The sequence below is a fragment of the Fibrella rubiginis genome, from assembly GCF_017353185.1.
GTDB classification, from domain to species: Bacteria; Bacteroidota; Bacteroidia; order Cytophagales; family Spirosomataceae; genus Fibrella; species Fibrella rubiginis.
In genome coordinates this window covers 113,331-133,223 of the sequence record NZ_JAFMYV010000011.1, presented here as the reverse complement: position 1 = coordinate 133,223, position 19,893 = coordinate 113,331, and the positions used below count along the sequence as shown (strand labels likewise).

The 19,893-nt window shown below is 54.1% G+C and carries 18 protein-coding genes; 14 read left to right on the top strand and 4 right to left on the bottom strand.

Annotated elements, in window-relative coordinates:
• Positions 1-29 precede the first annotated feature (29 nt).
• From J2I47_RS20200 to epsC, 3 genes are all read right to left on the bottom strand, one after another.
• The gene (locus J2I47_RS20200) at positions 30-149 is read right to left on the bottom strand and encodes a D-aminoacyl-tRNA deacylase (RefSeq protein WP_207366420.1); all 120 of its coding nucleotides are present in this window, start codon (positions 147-149) and stop codon (positions 30-32) included.
• Positions 146-1,252 carry an acyltransferase family protein gene (locus tag J2I47_RS20195; protein WP_207366419.1) on the bottom strand — a complete coding sequence of 369 codons (1,107 nt, stop codon included), beginning with the start codon at positions 1,250-1,252 and terminating at the stop codon, positions 146-148. The genes J2I47_RS20200 and J2I47_RS20195 overlap by 4 nt, the downstream gene beginning before the upstream one ends.
• Positions 1,253-1,449: 197 nt before the next feature.
• Positions 1,450-2,265: a serine O-acetyltransferase EpsC gene (epsC, locus tag J2I47_RS20190; RefSeq protein WP_207366418.1), complete on the bottom strand. Its 816-nt coding sequence runs from the start codon at positions 2,263-2,265 to the stop codon at positions 1,450-1,452.
• A gap of 189 nt (positions 2,266-2,454) precedes the next feature.
• Between epsC and J2I47_RS20185 the strand changes: the two genes are divergently transcribed.
• The 14 genes from J2I47_RS20185 (at position 2,455) to J2I47_RS20120 (ending at position 15,067) form a co-directional block, all read left to right on the top strand.
• The gene (locus tag J2I47_RS20185) at positions 2,455-3,663 is read left to right on the top strand and encodes a PQQ-dependent sugar dehydrogenase (RefSeq protein WP_207366417.1); all 1,209 of its coding nucleotides are present in this window, start codon (positions 2,455-2,457) and stop codon (positions 3,661-3,663) included.
• Between the two features lie 140 nt (positions 3,664-3,803).
• Positions 3,804-4,304 carry an RDD family protein gene (locus J2I47_RS20180; protein WP_207366416.1) on the top strand — a complete coding sequence of 167 codons (501 nt, stop codon included), beginning with the start codon at positions 3,804-3,806 and terminating at the stop codon, positions 4,302-4,304.
• A 92-nt stretch (positions 4,305-4,396) separates the two neighbouring features.
• A complete protein-coding gene (locus J2I47_RS20175) occupies positions 4,397-4,891 on the top strand; it encodes an RDD family protein (protein ID WP_207366415.1) in 495 nt (164 codons plus the stop codon).
• Between the two features lie 110 nt (positions 4,892-5,001).
• Positions 5,002-7,143 carry a S9 family peptidase gene (locus J2I47_RS20170; protein ID WP_207366414.1) on the top strand — a complete coding sequence of 714 codons (2,142 nt, stop codon included), beginning with the start codon at positions 5,002-5,004 and terminating at the stop codon, positions 7,141-7,143.
• 42 nt (positions 7,144-7,185) lie between these two features.
• Entirely contained in the window at positions 7,186-7,593 is a 408-nt protein-coding gene (locus J2I47_RS20165) for a response regulator (protein ID WP_207366413.1), read from the top strand.
• Positions 7,594-7,654: 61 nt separating this feature from the next.
• A complete protein-coding gene (locus tag J2I47_RS20160; protein WP_207366412.1) occupies positions 7,655-8,149 on the top strand; it encodes a methylated-DNA--[protein]-cysteine S-methyltransferase in 495 nt (164 codons plus the stop codon).
• A 68-nt stretch (positions 8,150-8,217) separates the two neighbouring features.
• Positions 8,218-8,892, top strand: a complete 675-nt coding sequence (locus J2I47_RS20155) for a heme exporter protein CcmB (protein ID WP_207366411.1) — start codon at positions 8,218-8,220, stop codon at positions 8,890-8,892.
• Between the two features lie 94 nt (positions 8,893-8,986).
• A complete protein-coding gene (gene ccsA, locus J2I47_RS20150; RefSeq protein WP_207366410.1) occupies positions 8,987-9,646 on the top strand; it encodes a cytochrome c biogenesis protein CcsA in 660 nt (219 codons plus the stop codon).
• A gap of 90 nt (positions 9,647-9,736) precedes the next feature.
• Positions 9,737-10,030: a CcmD family protein gene (locus J2I47_RS20145; RefSeq protein ID WP_262899031.1), complete on the top strand. Its 294-nt coding sequence runs from the start codon at positions 9,737-9,739 to the stop codon at positions 10,028-10,030.
• Between the two features lie 23 nt (positions 10,031-10,053).
• Positions 10,054-10,494, top strand: a complete 441-nt coding sequence (locus J2I47_RS20140) for a cytochrome c maturation protein CcmE domain-containing protein (protein WP_207366409.1) — start codon at positions 10,054-10,056, stop codon at positions 10,492-10,494.
• Between the two features lie 117 nt (positions 10,495-10,611).
• On the top strand, positions 10,612-10,809 hold the full coding sequence (locus J2I47_RS20135; RefSeq protein ID WP_207366408.1) for a hypothetical protein: 198 nt from the start codon (positions 10,612-10,614) through the stop codon (positions 10,807-10,809).
• Positions 10,810-10,825: 16 nt separating this feature from the next.
• A complete protein-coding gene (gene ccsA / locus J2I47_RS20130; protein WP_207366407.1) occupies positions 10,826-13,444 on the top strand; it encodes a cytochrome c biogenesis protein CcsA in 2,619 nt (872 codons plus the stop codon).
• Positions 13,441-13,704, top strand: coding sequence for a hypothetical protein (locus tag J2I47_RS20125; protein WP_207366406.1), 264 nt, complete (start codon positions 13,441-13,443; stop codon positions 13,702-13,704). Before ccsA (J2I47_RS20130) ends, J2I47_RS20125 begins: the two co-directional genes overlap by 4 nt.
• Before the next feature lie 88 nt (positions 13,705-13,792).
• Entirely contained in the window at positions 13,793-15,067 is a 1,275-nt protein-coding gene (locus tag J2I47_RS20120) for a hemolysin family protein (RefSeq protein ID WP_207366405.1), read from the top strand.
• An 8-nt stretch (positions 15,068-15,075) separates the two neighbouring features.
• On the opposite strand, the gene J2I47_RS20115 is transcribed toward J2I47_RS20120, so the two are convergent.
• Positions 15,076-19,761 carry a translocation/assembly module TamB domain-containing protein gene (locus tag J2I47_RS20115; RefSeq protein WP_207366404.1) on the bottom strand — a complete coding sequence of 1,562 codons (4,686 nt, stop codon included), beginning with the start codon at positions 19,759-19,761 and terminating at the stop codon, positions 15,076-15,078.
• Between the last annotated feature and the right edge of the window lie 132 nt (positions 19,762-19,893).

Genomic DNA, 19,893 nt, shown 5'->3' with positions numbered 1-19,893 from the left:
AAAAATAGTATTACTATTGTTATGTAACATCACACACCAATATCGATACGAACACCCAGCAGCACCAGAAACCCAGTCTGAATCTGCCTCTTCACCTGTCCGTCGATGCGGACTGTGGCTTCCCTAACGCGTTGAATAACGGCAATCATAATTGTTCAACAGATGAATACCTGCGCTTGTGCGGGCTGAATCTTCGTTTCAGCGCCTGGCTTAAAGGCTGTTCTATATATACATGCAGCCCGTAAGCCGCCGCCAGCATTAGCAGTGTGATGCCCACCAGGAGTACATAGTTATTTAGAAAAGGGCCAAGACGCTGATAAATAACATAGCCGATGTTGTGGTGAATCAGGTAGAGGGGGTACGTCAGAGCGCCCGCCCAATATAGCCACTGCCGTTCTTTCATCCTGATGCGCGCAGTGCTGATGCACCAGAACACAACGTAGAACGAACTGATCAGCCCCACAACCACGACCGCTGAAAAAGGCGTTTTGTAATAGTCGGCCTGAAGTTGAGCGTAGCTGAGTCCGTTGCGCAGAGATAGCCCCCAAGACGCCAGCAGCAGCAGGTAAAGCTGCCACCGAACGGCGAGGTGATCATGCAACAGGAAAAAACACATGCCCGCTATAAACAGGGGGCTGTAGGCCGGAAACAGCAGTATGGTGAGTGGGTTACGATAAGCGAAAAACGGTGCTACCGCCGTGTAGATCAACCAGCCGGCCATCAGCAGGGGCAGGTGGCGTAACCAGTTGACCAGCAGCAGTGTAGCAATCAGGAAATAAAACTGAATTTCGTAGGTGAGTGTCCAGTAGACACCGTCCAGATCACGTACACCCATCAACTTGTGCACCATCGTCATGTTACACAGGTATTGCCACAGCGACACATCCATCAACGCTGACCAATGTTTGCTGCCTCTACCAGGGCCAAGACAATACGTTGCGATAAAGGCGGCTGTGCAGGCCACCCAAAACGCAGGATAGAGCCTGATGGCCCGTGAGAGAATGAACTCCCTGACCGTTTTTTTGTAAGCCGATAGCAGGACAACATAGCCGCTGATGATGAAAAATAGCTCAACGCCCAGATACCCATATTGAGTATAGCCAGACAGGCCCGGATACGGTACAGGGCTGAGATTGTCGGCGGCAAATCCCCGAAATGTGTAGTGGAAAAGGAGGACAGCAAGAGCGGCTTTAAACCGCAGCAAATCAATAGTGAAGTAGCGGGCAGTGGGCTGTGGGTATCGAGCATCCATGGGAGATGCGAGTGACGGACCGCTGATAACTGAATGCTACCTTATTAATCCATCATCTTCGCTACCTCCAAGTTAGCGACCATCAAGCTAATTAGCGCCCAGCACATCGACATAAATACTCAGCTAGTTATGCTGAGTAAGCAGAACGCCCGGCGAATTTAAGCCAATCAATCACATATGCCGTAGAAAGGCCCTGATCATTGCAGGATAGACCGTACCTCAATTTTGCTCTGGTGATACACCAGCGAATACGGTTCTACACTTTCGGTAAGCCACACGTTGCCGCCAATGACCGAGTCGTGACCTACCACCGTGTGCCCGCCCAGAATGGTAGCGTTGGCGTAGATGATCACATTGTCTTCGATGGTTGGGTGTCGTTTTTTCTGGGCCAGGGTCTTCGCCACGTGGGTAGCCCCCAGTGTAACCCCCTGATAAACACGCACATTTTCGCCAATGATGGTGGTCTCGCCGATGACGACGCCTGTGCCGTGGTCGATGAAAAAAGAGGGGCCAATCTGTGCGCCGGGATGAATGTCAATCCCCGTTTGGCCGTGGGCATATTCGGTCAGCATCCGGGGCAGCAGGGGTACGTCGGCCTGCAGGAGCACATGGGCAATGCGATAAACGGCAATGGCGTAGAAACCTGGATATACGGCAATCACTTCTTCCAGACTGATGGCGGCGGGGTCATTTTCAGCAATGGCGCGGGCATCGAGCAGGAGGTCGGCGTGGATACCGGGCAGGGCGTCGAAAAAGCGGAGCGCAACGGCTTCGGGCAGCGTGTCGAGGTTAGGTTGCAGCGGACGCAGCAAGCACAGAAGCTGGCTATTGAGCCGCTGGTAGGTTTCTCCCACATTGGCCGCGGCCGACTGACAGTCCTGCGTAACAGGGAACAGCAACCGCATCAGCTGGTCGATAAACTGCCCGGCGTCGGGACGCGAAGGAAGGCGATATTGGTACTGACCCCGTTGGGCGGCTAGCTGGTCGAGGAACTGAATGAGCGGGGTGGCCATGTGTGTGAGTGATGCGTTCCCCAAACTGGGGTGTTCTGCCAACAGCGTCTAAAGCGTACGTAATTGGGTGTAGGTAAGCAAAGTACCTTATGCCGGGTAATTTCCGAACAAAAGGAGTACCAAATAGTTCGGCGAATGGGGTTGGCGCGGCTTTTGCCAATCTTAAGTGTCCAACTACTTCATACAACCATGTTATATAAGACTGTTTTTACCCTGCTCTATTCCCTGGCGGCAACCTCCGGCTTTTCGCTGTTGTTGTCGTGGGCCTGTGCAAAAGAGGAGGCGCCCCACAAGGTCACATCGGCTGTTGTGGCACCGGCCCCCGTTCGGGTGGTCGATGCCCATCCAAGCCTCAAATTCGATGCGCCTGTACTTTACACGTACGCGCCCGATGGTACCAACCGCATGTTTGTGTTAGAACAACCGGGCCGTATCAAACTGGTTAACCAGACGACCAACGCAGCTACCGCAACCACGTATCTTGACATCAAAAAGCAGGTGGCGTATGGTGGCGAGATGGGTTTGCTGGGACTGGCCTTTCACCCGAACTTCAAGCAAAACGGCTTTTTCTACGTTAACTACACCCGCGAAGGCAATGGGCACCCACGCGAAACGGTGATCAGCCGGTTTAAGGCATCATCGGCCAGCGCTACGCAGGTTGACCCCGCTACGGAGACAATTTTGTTTACGTTCCGGCAGCCTTACGCCAACCACAATGGGGGAGGCACCATGTTTGGGCCAGATGGATTCCTTTATATCAGCACCGGCGACGGCGGCAGCGGCGGTGACCCGCAAAACAACGCGCAGAACCGTGCTTCACTGCTGGGTAAAATGCTGCGGATCGACGTAAATGGCACCGACAAGGGCAATTATGGTATTCCCAAGGATAACCCCTACGTAGGTAATAAAGACGGCTTCCGCGAGGAGATATATGCCTATGGCCTGCGCAACCCCTGGCGGTTTAGTTTCGACAAGAAAGGGCAGCTTTGGGTAGGTGACGTGGGCCAGAACAAAATTGAAGAGGTCGATGTGGTTACCAAAGGCGGCAATTACGGCTGGCGCATTCGGGAGGCGATGGATCCCTACAAGGGCGATGAAAAATCAGGCGATCCCCTTATCAACCCTATTCACGAGTACAGCCATGCCAATGGTGATCTGTCAGTTACAGGCGGTGTTGTCTACGAAGGAAAAGCCTTGCCGGAGCTGACCAATAAATATATTTTTGCTGATTATGTGAGCGGCAAAGTATGGGCGCTTACGCCGACAGGTCAAAACAAGGCCACTAATCAGGTACTCATCGACCGGGCGGGCACGATTTCGTCATTTGGTGAAGATCGCGCTGGCGAAGTTTACCTCTGCGACCATGCCGAGGGCAAGATTTTGAAACTGGTGAAATAGAGGGAGTCTACCCTATAATGGCTAAGGGCCACAGTTGGCTGACGCAACAACACGCTTGCGTCAGCCAACTGTGGCCCTTAGCCATTATAGGGTAGACTCCCTTTTGTGTATGTTTGGGCAAACCATTTATATGCTGGTCTATGGAAATATCATCTACGCGCAATCTGCTTGATCCTAGTGAGTTAATTGAAATTGAACACATCCCTGCCTCACGTGGCAAAAGGCTGGCTACTTACCTGCTCGACTTTGTTATTTGGCTTTTTAGCCTGTTCGTACTGGTGTTTATCTGGGCTATGTTTATTGAGGTGACCGAGAACGACACCCTTCTCAACGTCATTGTCTATGGTAGTTTCGTGTTCTACACCACCTTATTTGAATGGCTGCTGGGCCAAACGCCCGGTAAAATGATTACGGGCACGTTAGTTATCAACGAGCAAGGGCAACCCATCTCGTTCTGGCAGGCGCTAGGCCGGTCGTTTGCCCGCCTCATCCCATTCGATGCCCTTACGTACATCAGTCGTGAAAGACCCCGTGGTTTGCACGATAAAGTGTCGGGTACGTGGGTGGTCAACAAAATCACCCCATCAGTATTTCAGGGTAAGGACAGTCTGATCGACAGTACTAGCCATACTGCTGATTAAGCTGTTTATTTATACGTATTGCGAAAATTGGTTTAGGGTGCTTGTGAGTAAAATACTTACGTATATTGCCTCACTTACCTAAACCATTTTTTATGCTTCAACAGTCGCAAGACAACCTGCTCCGAGCCGATGAGCTGGTTGAGTATCAGTACGAACCGGCCTCTAAAGCCAGCCGGTTTGTCAATAATTTTATTGACCGCATCGTTGCCATTTTCGTGACCCTTACTCTTGGCGGCATGTTCTCCTATGTTGGGCGGCTGTTTTCCGGCAGTGAGCAGATAAGCGGTCTCACCGTACTGGCGGGTGTACTGGTGTTTCCGGCCTATTACATCATCCTGGAATGGAAACTGGGAAAGACCGTTGGCAAAATGATTACCAAAACGCGGGTCATCAATGACGACGGTGGCCCGATTTCGCTGGGGCAGGCCATTGGCCGGTTTCTATGCCGGTTCATTCCCTTCGACTCGTGGGTGGTCTTGTTCAGCTCATCGGGACGGGGTCTGCACGATAGCATTGCGGACACGTGGGTGGTCAACGATTTGCCTTATAATCCGTTACAGGTGGCTGCTCAGCAAGAGTCCACTTAACAGGGTGTACGGAAAACACAATGGTCAACAGAGCCGGAAACAGTTGTTTCTGGCTTTTTTATGCACCTTGTGGCTGTAATCTATTGCCGTACACTAAACCTATTGCACCAATGCACATCCGAGTTTTCTGCCTCTGGGTGCTGTGCTTACCCGGCCTGGCACAAACGCAACGTAAGCAGCCACAGCCATTCACCATTGATAATGTACTGTCGGCACCGTACTCGTCGAATCTGACAGGGGCGGGTAGCTGGGTGGCGTGGCTGGTAACGGAAAAAGGCGTACGTAACGTCTGGACGGCCACGTTCCCCAACCCCAAGCCTCGTCAGCTAACCAGGCAACGCACCGACGATGGGCAGGACATAGGTGACCTGACGCTTTCGCCCGACGGACGTTGGCTGGCCTACGTACGGGGTGGGGGTAAAAACAAAGAGGGCCTTAGTCCCAACCCAACCAGTAGTGCCGCCCCCGCCGAGCAGGCCATCTATGTATTGTCGACCGATGGGCTGACTCAACCCATTCGGGTAGGGGTGGGAAGTCGCCCTGTATGGTCGCCGGAGGGCGGGCGGTTACTATTTGGCCATGGTGGGCAACTGTATCTGGCTACGCTTGGCGGCCTTGCAAATGCCAAAGCCCGCCGGGAGCCGACGAGGCTATTTGCGGCGGGGGGCAGTCAGTCCGATTATTCCTTTTCGCCCGACGGGCAGCGTATTCTGTTTACATCGTATCGGGGTTACCACAATTTGATCGGCATCTATTCACTTGGCAATCAACAGATAAGCTGGATGGCGGCGGGTGTAGATCGGGATCAGTTTCCGGTATGGTCGCCAGATGGAAAGCAGGTGGCGTTTGAGCGGGTACCGGGTGGACGGCATGGTGAACTGGAGAATATTCAGGGCGGACAGCCCTTCGCAATCTGGGTGGCCGACGTTCAAACTGGAGTAGGGCGCGAGATCTGGCACTCGCCCACCGACGATGGTGGCTTTGCCCAGTATTACCCCGCCGCGCCGCTACGCTGGACTCGCAAAAATCGGCTGCTATTTTTCTCGGAACATACTGGGTGGATGCATGTTTTCAGCGCCGATCCTGCCCGCCCAAATGAACCCGTCGACCTCATGCCCGGCGCCTTCGAGGTAGAAGAAACGTTTGTGCCTGCCGACGGTCAATACCTCTATTATGCCAGCAACGAGTCCGACTCAGACCGGCGGCACCTATGGCGGGTGGATATTGAAACGGCTCGGCGTGAGCAACTTACGTCGGGTAAAGGCATTGATACCGATCCGGTGTTGGCGGGGCAAACACTGGTGTACCGTACCGCCTCCTGGAATGAGCCCACGGGCCTTGCTTACCGGACTTTGACCAGTGACAAGGTTACGGCGCTGTTCCCGGCAAAATGGCCCGCTTCATTTCCAAAAGCTGCCCTCACCGAACCGCAGGCCGTTACCTTTGCTGCCGCCGATGGGCTGGTGGTGCATGGGCAGTTGTTTTTGCCGCCGGTTACGGCTGTAACGCCCAAACGACATCCTGCGCTGTTGTTTTTTCATGGTGGTCCCATGCGGCAAATGCTCCTGGGCTGGCATTATCGGGGTGCCTATTATGCCAATGCCTACGCCTTGAATCAATACCTGGCGCAACGGGGCTATGTGGTGCTGGCGGTCAACTACCGGGCGGGCATTGGCTACGGCAGGGCGTTTCGGCGGGCCGAAAAACAGGGTCCACGCGGGGCATCGGAATACCAGGACGTGCTGGCCGGAGCCAGCTTTCTGCAAAACCACGCGGCTGTAGATCCCAAACGTCTGGGCCTTTGGGGTGGGTCGTATGGTGGTTACCTGACGGCGCTGGGCCTGGCCCGGAACTCCGATCTGTTTGCCTGTGGCATTGACCTGCACGGGGTGCACGACTGGTCGTGGCGGGGCAATATGTTTTCGCCGGGGGGCGACTGGGGTATTGGCGAGGCTGAAAGTAAAGAAGCACTGGCTTCGTCGCCCAACGCCGACCTGAGCGCGTGGCGGTCGCCCTGCCTGTTTATTCACGGCGACGATGACCGGAATGTTGCCTTCGCCGAAACCGTCGATTTGGTGCAAAAGCTACGCAGCCAGCACGTGCCGACCGACGTACTGATACTGCCCGACGAGGTACATGGCTTTCTGTTACATAAGAACTGGTTACTGGTTTATGGCGCAATGGATAGATTTTTGCGGGACTATTTGCCTGTGTCTGGTTTATTAGATGAAAATCCCCCGAGAATGAGGTAATCTGGCAGTGAGTGGGGCTAGTTTCAGTCAACGTATGAGATCATGAAAAAGCAGATTAAGTGTATTATGTTGGTCGATGACGACCCGGATGACAATTATATCCACCAATTAGTAATTGACGAATGGGGCCATTGCGATGCCGTGCGTGTGGCCGAAAACGGAGTAGACGCCTTGGCATACCTGTCCGATACCCAGTCACCCGATTATATTCGCCCCGAAGTGATTCTGCTGGACATCAATATGCCCGGTATGAATGGATTTGAGTTTCTCGAAGAGTACCATAAACTGGCCGATAATCTGAAGAGCCATGTAGTGGTGATGATGCTGACAACCTCGCTCAACCCCGCTGATGCCCAACGCGCCGGGCAGTTTAATGAGGTAACCGGCTACCGCAACAAACCACTTACCAAAGCCATGCTCGATGATGTATTGCGGCAATATTTTACCTAACTTGTGGAATACGTTGCTGGGCTGAAGCGACCCGTTTTGGCCCGGCCCAACCACTTGTTCTATGGTTTCGTATCTTACCTCACCCCTCGGTACTATCCGCATTACGGGCGACAAGTCGGGTGTGCTGGCGATCAGTTGCCTGGATGATCCCATGCCCGACCTGCCTTTGCCGGTTGGTTTGCCTGCTCCGTTGCAGGCTGCCCACGAACAGCTCACCGCCTATTTCAACGGCGAACGCCATACCTTCGATTTTGCCATTAACCCCATCGGCACCGAGTTTCAGCGGCGGGTATGGACCGCCCTGCTGACGGTGCCCTTTGGCAAAACATTCTCCTACCTCGAACTCTCGCGCCAGCTTGGCGATGAAAAGGCTATTCGTGCTGTGGCCGCCGCCAATGGCCGCAACCCACTGGCTATCGTGATTCCCTGCCACCGCATCATTGGCTCGAACGGCAGCCTGACAGGCTACGCCGGGGGGCTGTGGCGCAAGCAGTGGCTGCTGGAACACGAAGGATCACGGAGGAGGTCGCCGGAGGGGCAATTGGCGCTGTTTTAGTGTTTGAATGTCGGAGTGGCTTCGCGGGGGTGACGCCGACGCCACTCTAAACAGTATTTTTGCCCCATATGCAACAATCACTCAGCCAGATCGGGACGTTAGTAGCGAAGGAGTTTCGGCTGGAATGGCGGCAGCGGTATGCGCTCAATGGCATGCTTCTGTATATAGTGGGGGCCGTTTTTGTCTGTTACCTGAGCTTCAACGCCCGTCGCGGTCAACTGCTGCCCATTGTCTGGAATACCCTGTTCTGGATCATCCAGCTATTTTCGGCCATTAATGCCATTGCCAAAACCTTCGTGCAGGAACGGGCCGGGCGACAACTCTACTACTATACGCTGGCCAGTCCGCAGCAGATTATCATTGCCAAAATCATATATAACATCGGGCTGATGCTGGTGCTATCGCTGCTGGGGTTTGCCGTGTATGCGTTTGTGCTGGGTAACCTGGCGCAGGACTGGCAACTGTATCTGGGTGGCCTGTTGCTGGGGGCGGTAGGGTTCGCGGCTTCACTCACGCTGGTGGCGGGCATCGCGGCCAAAGCCGAAAACTCGGCCACACTCATGGCTATCCTGAGTTTTCCGGTCATTTTGCCCCTGCTGCTGCTGCTACTGCGTGTTTCGAAGAACGCAATGGACGGGTTGGAACGCTCGGCCAGCCGCGACGAATTGTTGTCTATTTTAGCCATCGACGCCATCGTTCTGGCACTTTCCGTACTGCTATTTCCGTTCATTTGGAAGAGCTAAAGATGTTGTTTGTCTGTTTGTGCGTTCGTCGGTTTGGTTGTTGCAACCACAATAGAACTTCCTAAAAACAGACAAATACTCAAACAGACAAACAATGAAAAAACACTGGTGGAAGGCCCTGGCGGTCCTGATTCTGACGTATACTGTTTTCTGGGGATTGCTGGGACCCACGCCCCGCCAACCCATTCTGAACGAGAGCATCCGCAACGTGTATTTCCACGTGCCGCTTTGGTTTGCCATGATCACGCTCATGCTCACGTCTATGATCTTCGCGATCCGATACCTGCGTAGTGGTAAACTGGCGCATGATGCTGTTTCGGTGCAGTTTGCCAACACGGCCATTGTATTTGGCTTGCTGGGTTGTGCCACCGGGGCCGTTTGGGCCAATTATACCTGGGGCGAACCCTGGCCAAATGATCCTAAGCTGAATAGTGTCGCTGTGAGTATGCTACTGTACTTGGCCTATTTGGTATTGCGGGGAGCTTTTGATGATGAACAGCGCCGCGCCCGCATTTCGGCAGTTTATAATATTCTGGCGTTTGCAGTCTTCATTCCATTAATTTTTATCATTCCCCGCATGACCGATTCACTGCATCCTGGCAACGGTGGCAACCCCGCTTTTGGCAAGTATGACATGGACAATCAGATGCGGATGGTGTTCTACCCCGCCATTATTGGCTTCACGCTGCTTGGCGTTTGGATAACGCAACTGCGGGTACGTCTGCGGCGGCTACAGATGGTGATGGAAGAGTAAACACAACATACGTTTAGGCGAATGAAACGGGCCGTATCTTTGTTGAAAAATAAAGGGATAGCCCGTTTCTTTTTGCCCCAGACACCACGTATGAACCGATCATTTTTGCCAAGCCGGTGCGCCGGAGCGACGGCCCGGATTCGTTTTTTTTCGGTATTTGCCCTGCTTCTGATTAGTCAGAGCCTGATGGCACAACAGCCCGTTGAAATGGCTGATCAGCTTCGGGCCGATGGTAAGATATGGGTAGTTGTCGCGGTGATTGCCACGGTCTTCTTCGGCATCATCATCTACCTGGTCACCCTCGACCGGAAGATCGGTAAACTGGAACGCGACATAGACGAGCAGAAGTTACAGCCCAGCCAACGTCCAACATCCAAGGTCTAACATCCATTGTCTGCCTATTAGTTATGAAACTCTCGCACATCATCGGCATTATCGTTATCGCGATAGCCATCGGTATTGTTGCCACCGCCACCGGCGATGCCAGCACGTATGTCACCTTCGGCAAGGCCATGTCCCTGGCTAAAGATGGCGACGCAGACCTGGTTCATGTAGTAGGTAAGGTAAAAAAAGGGGCCGACGGCAAAGCGGAAGGCATTTTGTATCAGCCCCAGATAGACCCCAACCACTTTGAGTTTACCCTTGTCGACAACGAAAATAAGGTGCAGAGATGCGTCTACAACAGCCCCAAGCCCCAGGATTTTGACCGGTCAGAACAAATTGTGGTGATTGGAGCCATGCAGGGCGACCATTTCCAGGCGCAGAAAATCCTGCTCAAATGCCCATCCAAATACCAGGACGGCAAGCTGGACGTAACCGAACACGAAGCTAAAACGGCGAAATTGTAGAGGCTTTTTTGTCATCCCGACCGCACCGGGATGCCGGACCACGGCGGACCGGTGCGGTCGGGATGACAAAAAAGCTTGATTGGGCCAACTCACCAACTCACCTCTCGACTCTACCCAATGACCGTCTCAGAAATCAAGTCAGCTATCAGACAGCTTCGTCCTCAAGAAATTACGCACTTAGCAAGCTGGTTAGCCGACTATGATCATGCACTTTGGGACAAGCAGATAGCGAAAGACTTTGAGGCTGGCCGCTTGGATAATCTCCTCAGAGAGGTAGACATCGCCGTAAAACAAGGGCGAACCAGACCTTTATAACAGCAGTATCAACAACATGGATTTTACCGTTGGAAACCTTGGGCACCTGTTCGTCATCCTGTCGTTTGTGACGGCGATGGTGGCCACGTTTGCTTACCTGAAAACAACCCTCGCCACCCAACCCGCCGATGAGGCGCACTGGAAAGGACTGGCCCGGTCGGCGTTTTATGTCCACGGGGCCACCATCGTGGGGGTGGTGGCGTCGCTGTTTTTTATCATCTATAACCACCGGTTCGAGTACCAGTATGCTTGGAGCCACTCGTCGCGGGCGTTGCCGGTGCACTTCATGATCTCCTGTTTCTGGGAAGGGCAGGAGGGTAGCTTCCTGCTGTGGCTGTTCTGGAACGCTGTACTTGGCGCCATCCTGACGCGTACCGCCGGGTCGCGCTGGGAAGGTCCACTGATGACCGTGTTTGCTTCAGTGCAGGTGTTTCTGGCGTCGATGATTCTGGGTGTGGCCGTGGGTGATCTGAAAATTGGTTCGTCGCCGTTCATGCTGCTCAAGGAAGCCATGCCCGACGCCCCGGTGTTTACCATGGACCCCAACTTTATTCCTGCCGATGGCAAAGGCCTGAACCCGCTGCTACAGAACTACTGGATGGTGATCCACCCGCCCACGCTGTTTTTGGGCTTTGCGCTTACGCTGGTGCCGTTTGCCTACTGTATTGCCGGTCTCTGGCAAAACAAACCCATCGACTGGGTGCGTGCCGCGCAACCCTGGATGCTGGTAGGTGCCGTGGTGTTGGGCGTAGGTATTATGATGGGTGGCTACTGGGCCTATGAGACGCTGAACTTCGGCGGTTACTGGAACTGGGACCCCGTAGAGAATGCCGTGTTTGTACCCTGGCTTATTATGATTGCCGCCATCCACATGATGCTGATTGCCAAACGGTCGTCGGCGGGGGTGAAAGCGGCCATTATCCTCACCGTAGCGCAGTTTCTGCTTATTCTCTATTCAACCTTCCTGGCGCGGAGTGGTATCCTGGGCAACGCTTCGGTTCACTCATTCACCGACCTGGGTTTATCCGGGCAACTGCTGGTATACCTGCTGGCGTTTCTCGTGTTGGCCGTCGGGCTGATGGCGGCCAAATGGCACCTGATTGTCAGCGATGAAAAAGAACTGTCGACCTATAACAAAGAAACCTGGCTGCTGATTGGGGCGCTGGTGCTGTGTCTGGCTGGTTTTCAGATCATCTTCACCACCTCGTTTCCGGTGTTCAACAAGATTGCCGAGGTGTTTGGCAAAACCGCCAACATTGCCCCTCCCGGTGATCAGGTGGCCCACTACAACAAATTCCAGATCTGGTTTTTCAGCCTCATTGCCCTACTTACGGGGGTAGGTCAGTACATGTGGTGGCGCAAAATCGGTAAGGGCAACATGGACGGTCTTACCGCACCCGCCGTGCTGACGCTGCTGGCCTCGGCGGCGTTCATTTACTTCGGCGACGTGAAGAACCCTATTTTTATGGTGCTGCTGACCACGTCGATGTTTGCGCTGATGGCCAATGGTGCCATTCTGCTGGGTATTGCGCAGGGGAATTACCGGGTGTCGGGTGGCGCGGTGACGCACATGGGAGTGGCCCTGATGCTGCTGGGTATTCTGTTTTCGTCGGGCTACTCAAAAGTGGTGTCGATCAATAACAGTGGCCTGATGATTTCGAAAAATGCCGAGTTTACCAAAGACGACAACAAAGGCAATAAGGAGAACGTACTGCTGTGGCTGAATCAGGCCGAGCGTATGGGCGATTACCAGATGACCTACCGGGGGCAGCGCATTGAAGTGCGCGATATGCCCGGCTACCAGCCTCGCAAAGCCGTGACGGTGATCGAGGGCGATTACCACGGCATTGCAGAGCAGGATCTGGCTTATAACGGCAAAGTGTATCACCAGAAAGGCGACACCGTGGCCCTGTATCCTGAGAACACTTACTACGAAGTGGAATACCGCGATCAGAAAGGCAAAGTCTTTTCGCTATACCCACGCGCACAGGTCAACGACCGGATGGGCCTGCTGGCTTCGCCCGACATTAAGCGCAAGGCTGGTCGCGACCTCTATACGTTCGTCTCGTCGGTGCCGGACCCCAACGCCGAAAGCCGCTGGGAGAAGACAGAAAAATATAGCGTAGCCATCCGCGACACGTTTTTCCTGAATGACTACGTGGCTATTCTGGATGATGTGAAGAAAGTGGATGAGGTGCCGGGCATGACCATGAAACCCAATGACATTGCGGTGCAGGCCAGCGTGCGGGTACTCTACAAAGACCACGTAGTTACCTTACGCCCAGCTTTTGTGGTGCGTGACAAAGCCTTCGCCAGCCCACCCGACATCAGCGACGAGATTGGCGTACGTATTCAACTCGCCATGATCGACCCAAAAACGGGCCTGTTCACCTTCAACGTGAACCGCACGCAGCGCGACTACATCGTCATGAAAGCCTCGGAAAAGCCGCTGATCAACCTGCTCTGGATCGGTACGCTGGTGCTGGTTGTTGGCTTTACCATGTCGTCGGTGCGGCGTTATCGCGAAAGTGGCAGGATGACCGAAAAAGACGAAGTAGACCTGGCGAAAGACCGGGTCGTTGCGGCTCCTAAGCGCAAAGTGCCTACGTACAAAAATCCCGCAAAAACGGTATGAAACTGCGCGATACGGCCCTGCTTTCGCTGTTTATCGGTAGCCTGTTTATCTGGGCGCTGGAGGTACGTCGGGCCGGTTTTCTGGAAAGCTACCCGGCCCTGATGATGGCGCTGGTCTTTCTGTTTGCTTACCAGTTTTTTCGTTACCGCGACCGTCAGGTTCAGAAAGACGTGTCGCCCACGATCAAGCAGATGATCGAAACCCGCAAAAAAACAGCGGCTAAGAAGAGTAATAAAGAAGAGACAAGAAATAAGAAGTGAGAGCCAGGAAGCAAGAAATAAGAGGCGAGACCTCCTGTTTCTCACTTCTTATTTCTTGTCTCTTCTCCTTTCTCGCCTCTCAACATCTATGACTTATATCTTGCTGGGTGCCCTTCTTGCGTTGATTGCCACCGGTTTTTTTGCGGCGGTCGAGACAGCCTACAGTTCGGTAAACCGGCTCTATTTCGACCTGCACAGCAAGCAGGGGCCACTGGGCGAGAAGCTGGTGACCAAGTTCCTGAAGAACCCCATCCTGTTTATTGGCACTACACTCACCGGCAACACGCTGTTTCTGGTACTCTATGCTGTGCTGGGTGTTACGGCGCTGAACCCCCTGCTGGAACGGCTGCTGCCTGCTGCGTTCGACAGCCCAATGGCACTGCTGGCCATTGAAACCGTTATCCTGACGCTGATTTTCCTGCCGTTCGCCGATTACCTGCCCAAGAGCCTGGCGCTCATTCACCCCGATGCGTTTATAGAACGGCTGGCCGTACCGCTTTGGGTTATCTACCAGGCTATTGCGCCGCTGGTTCGGGTGTTGGTAAGCCTTGCCCGGATGGTTAACAAATACATTCTGCGCCAGCGTGTTGATGAAATCCGCCCTGTTTTTGGCCTTACCGACCTCAATAACTACCTCCAGCAACTTAACCAGAACCCTACCGAAAGCGAGCAGGATGTAGAAGTAGACACGCGTATTTTTAACAATGCCATCGAGTTTCGCGACGTGCGGGTGCGCGACTGCCTCGTGCCGCGCACTGAAATTGCCGCCGTTGACGTAGATGATTCGATTGACGAACTGCGCGAGACGTTTCAGCAGAGTGGCCATTCGAAGATTCTGGTTTACCGCGAAAGTATCGACGACATCATTGGCTATTGCCACGCCACGGCCCTGTTCAAAAAACCACAGCGCATCGATGCCATCCTGTCGCCCTTGATCACCGTGCCTGAAACCATGCCCGCCAATGATCTGCTATTGCGGTTTCTGTCGGAACGGAAAAGCCTGGCTCTGGTGGTCGACGAGTTTGGCGGCACAGCGGGTATCATCACCGTTGAGGATATTGTGGAGCAGATATTTGGCGAAATCCAGGATGAATACGACAACAACGAAGACTGGATTGAACAGCAGATTGACGAGAATACCTACCGGCTGTCGGCTCGCCACGAGATCGACGACTTAAACGAAAAGTACGGCTGGAGCCTTCCCGAAGGAGACTACGACACGCTTAGTGGTCTCATCCTTTCCATTAATGAAGACCTGCCCAATGTAGGTGATGTGTTTCAGGTGCCGCCCTACACTATTGTGGTTGAGGCCGTAAAGGGCACCCGCATCGAGTCCGTCCGGGTGTCGGTAGGGAAGGGGTAAGTTGCCGCCTACTTGGTGTCGGTTAACCCCGCCGCTGTTGAGGGTGGCGGAATGGCCAGTGGCTGAGTGCCCGTGGTGGGTGGGGCAGGTGCCGTTTCGTTAGGCAGCGTAATACCGGGTTTTGCCGCTTTACTGTTGAAAAAACGGTTGAACGACTTGGTATATAGCACACTAAGTCCGCCGCTGGTAGTCAGGGTAGCCGAGTTATAAATCGACTGGCCCAGGGCGCTTTGCTGGTTGCGGTTATACATTTTAAGCCGTAGTTGACCGTTGGGCGTAAGCCAGTACTCCAGCGTCCACTCACCCAGCAAACTGGCCGCGCTGGCCTGACTTTGGCCATACGTGAATCCTCCGTCGCGGCTTACGCGCAGACGGTCGTTAAGCAACCGATACGAAAACCGCAGCTGTAGGTTGTTCAGCAGGTTGTCATTGGCCGACAGGGTGTTGGTTGAATTAGTCGCTAACAGATTACCCAGCGACACCCCAATGTCGAGCTTGTCGTTCACGTTGGAAAATACCCGGTTTACCAGGTTGGAAGCGATCTCTCCCGCCGCACTGCCAATACCATCCTGACTGAACAGGTTCGACCCCTCAGGAATCAGCTGGTTAAACAACAACAGACTGGATACCTGCCGGGTTAGCTCCTGGTCATTGCTCTGAATCCGGTTTTCAAACGCAGTTACTGCCTGCCGGAACTCGCCGGAAGCGGGATATTCCTTCACTTTCAGGTCAAACGATACGTCGGGGGTAGTGAGCAGGCCTGTCAGCCGAATCAGCACGTCGACGGGGTAACGGCGGTTGCGGTCGGGTGAGTTACTGTTTGACGAGGTGTTAGCCAGCAACGCACCCAGGGCCGTAGACTGAGTATAGGCGGCGGTTACGTCCATTACAGCACCATAAGGGTCTCCGGTCCAGGTGAGGCGGCTGCCGGGCCGGATCTGAAACTTTTTGTTAATCAGGTTCTGGAACGTAAATGTGTAGTCGCCCTGGGTGATACCATAGGACCCGGTCATGCTGAAATCGCCTTTCGTGTCAATTTTCATGGCAATCCGGCCTTCGCCATTGGTACGGATAATATCGCCGGTTTGCCGGTCGAGCTGCACTTCGCAATAGGCGTCGGGCGTGATGTCGAATTTGAAATCGAGGGTCAGACCCGACAGGTCAACTGTGGGGGTGGTCTTCACCGTGTCTTTGATTGCTCCCTGCCGGCGGCTCACAAACTGAACCGAGTTCTGCTCGGCCACGCTGGCGGCACCGTCCATCGGAATATAGATCCGCGTGCCCTTATTGCTGCGCATGTCGGCCTGCACGGTGAGGTTGTTGAGGGGGCCATATAGCTGCGCTTTCCCGGTCACAACAGCCTGCCCATAGAACATATCGCTGTTTTTATCCTTGGGCGTGGTGTTCAAAATCTTAAACCGATCCAGTTCTGCATCAAAATTGAGCTGGAAGTACTTGAAGTTGTCGTGATAAACGCCCCCCCGAATAACAGCGGTGTTGCCGTCAGCATCGCGGAGCACCATGCGGCGAGTGATGATCTCGTTTTCGCCGAAATAGATTTTGTTGTCGAAAAACAGATCCGCTTTCAGGTAGTCAAACGTAGTACGACCTTTCACCACATCAATGGCGCCACTCAGCAGTGGTGCTTTCGGCGTACCCTTAATATCGACCTGCCCCAGCAGGGTTCCCCCGAAGTTTGAGAAGATGTCTTTGGTGAAGGGAGCCACTAGTCGTAGTTCAGCATTATTGAATACAGCCTTGAGTGCTAGGGAGTTGGCTGTCAGGCCAGGCGTGTAACTGCCTGTCAACGTCAGCACGTCGACCCGGTCGCGGATCAGCCGGGTGTCTACGTTTACGCGTTGCGCTGCCGGATCGTAGGTACCCTGCCCAACTACGTCGCCAATTTCAGCACCGTCATATGCCAGCTTCGATACGTTGAACTGGCTTTCCAGAATGGCCGCGCTGTAGAGGCTTCGCAGCAAAACAGTGCCGTTGAGCACCCCACCGATGTTGGTGTTCAACACCGGATTGAGCGAGCTAAGCTGGAAGTCGCGCGCGGCCAGGTCCAGCCGTTGGGTGCTGTCTGTCGATATTTTTCCGTTGGCGGTAATAAACTGATTTTCGTGAGATAAGGTCAGGTTCCGTAACGTAAACTCATTGCCCACAATGCGTACCAGACTTTCCGGGTTCAGCGTCCAGTCAGTGTCCAGCAACCGTAGCCGTGACTTACGGAAAGAAAGGTCTACTGCATCACCTTTGAACTGCAAGGCCCCATTCAGGTCGGCCTGATTGGTGGTACCTGCCTGCTGCACGCTGCTCGTAAATTCGATATGGTCCTGATCCCACGATGCCTCCACTTCCAGCCCTTCCGTGGGGGCCAGCTTACCCAGCTTCTGCCGCGTCGATGACAAAATAGCTGATGCCAGCACGGCTTCACCGTTGGTGAATTTTGACGTGTTCAGGTCCAGTTCGGTATGACCGAAATGATAACCGAGATAGCTGATAGAATCGGTAGCCACGTTGGTGGTCAGAAACTGCGTGTGGTCAGCATTAAACCGGCCTGCCACACGCGTTCCCGTTGCCACATAGGCCTGTGGCCCCAGGAAAGCCAGCAACGGACGGGCATTCCGTACCGTAAGCAGGTAATCGACATGGTAGGGCAGCGGGTTTGTTTTGAGCGCAGTGGCTGTTTTCCGGGCATAGTAGTCTGCCCGGCCCGTGGCATCACCCCCAAAATATAATTTGTATTCGTTTACCAGTTGCTTCAGGTCGGCCAGGGTGCGTTTTGGTTGGTAATTGCCTTGCAGACGGGCCGCGAAGAAGTCAGAATCGATGTTTAGATACCGGCTTTGGTTGCCCTCAATTGTCGAAACCAGCGCCAGCGTGTCGATAGCCAGGTTCCGTCCGTTCAACGTCAGAAACGCATCCCGTAAGTTGGCCGTGCCCGTTAGCTGATCCAGCGAGTTGCCTTCCAGTTCGGCATTTAAGTAGGTGCTAACCGTTAGAGAGTCGGTGACGTAACCCAACGCCCGGAGGTCTGCCTGCTGTATGGTGCCCCGCACGTCGAAGCGGTTGCGGGGGCCACGCAGGTCAAACTGACCGTCGAGGTTCAGCTTGGCGTTGGGGTCGCGCAGGGCCACGTGCCCATCGAAATAGGCTTTCTGGAGATTGCCCTGTAAGCTTAGATTTTTGTACGAATAGCCGTCGAAACCAAGCCGTGCAAATTGCCCGTCTACATCGGCCGAGGCTTTGCCCAGGTCAGTGCCCCGCCCCTGTAGCCGCCCGTGCCCGTCAATGGTCTCGATAGTGCCGGGTTGGTCGATCAGTTCTCCCACGCGGAAATTTTCGGCGGTCAGGTCTGCGTCGTAAGTCGTCTGATCGGGGTTATCGGCCAGCTTCAGTTTCAGGCTGCCCGCCACCCGGCCCAGCGCGGTGTTAAACTGTCCTTTAGTGTCAAAATTGTCGAACGTTCCGGCGAAGTTGGCATTGAACGCCAGCACATTAATCTTGTTGGCCAGTTTGGTAAAGGCCAGGTCGGGGTAATACTGGTGCACGTCGGCCATGACCACCGTCGACGGCCTGAACCGCCAGTCTACCCGTAGATGGTCCATGTCGGGCAGCCCCACAAAGGCCAGATCGCCCGTCAGTCGGCTGCGGCTTTGCTGACCAAACCGCAGATCGGTGTTCACCAGCGACAGATCAACCACCCGCCCGCGCAAATTGCCCGACAGCGTCCAGGTCTCTTTCAAACCGCGGACGTAGTCTGAAAACGCCCCCAAATCAGCCGAATGGATTATGCTGTTGGCAAAATTGGCGCGGATGGCCACCTTCGTGTTGAAGTCGCCCATATCGCCGGGGCGGTTGAACGAGAAAGCTACGTAGTCGCGAATGATGGAATTGTTGACGGCCATGTAAAGCTGGTCGAATTCCATCTTTTTGGCTGAATACAGAAACTTTGTATCCATGCGCTTCACCGTCAGCCCGGTTTTGATGTCGGTGGTGCGGAGCTTGTTTACGTCCAGTGCAATGGTGTCGCCCAGCACCAGAAAGTTTTTTACATTGCCCTGGATAGCCGACAGCCGGATATGGTTATAGTCGAAATCCTTGGGATTTGTCATGTACTTTTCCCGTGGATCGTCTATCGAAAAGGCCCCATCTACCACCGACACCCGCCCGATTGTAAACGGCGTGTGTACGTCGCTGGCGGGAGCTTTCGGGTCGGAAGTAAGCCGTTCAATGGCGGCAATGAAATCGTCGAAGTTGAGGTCGCCCGATTTTTCATTGTAAATGAACTGCACGTTGGGCTGGTAAAGCACCACTTCGTCCAGGTGGGTGTCGGTACGACGGGGGTCTGTCTCGCGGCGTTTGGTGATTAGGTTGCCCAGCCAGATCGGCAGGCCCGACAAGTCGGCGAGGTTGCCGAGGTCGTAGTTTACTTCCAGCCGCCCCACCTGAATCATAGGCCGCCCCTGAAAATCGCGGACGCCGACTTCTTCCAGTGTGAGCGTGTCGAACCATTTGATGGATGCCCCGCCAATGGTAACCTGCATGCCGAGACGTTCAGTGGCCCATTTGGCGGCCCGCTGCACCATGTAGGTTTGAATAGGTGGCAACTGTAGCAACACCAACACCGAAACCAATACCAGCAGTAAAAGCAGGATGGTTTTGAGTAGTATGTTGACAAATTGCCGCATTCAGGAGCAGGGTGGGAGCGTAGTGGAGCTGAACCAGGGCTGATTCACTCCTTAGAGCAAGCCAGTGAGTAAACGTTTAGCGTTGCACCCTCTAAACGGTAAAAATCGCTATTTCGTTACACAGGGGCAACT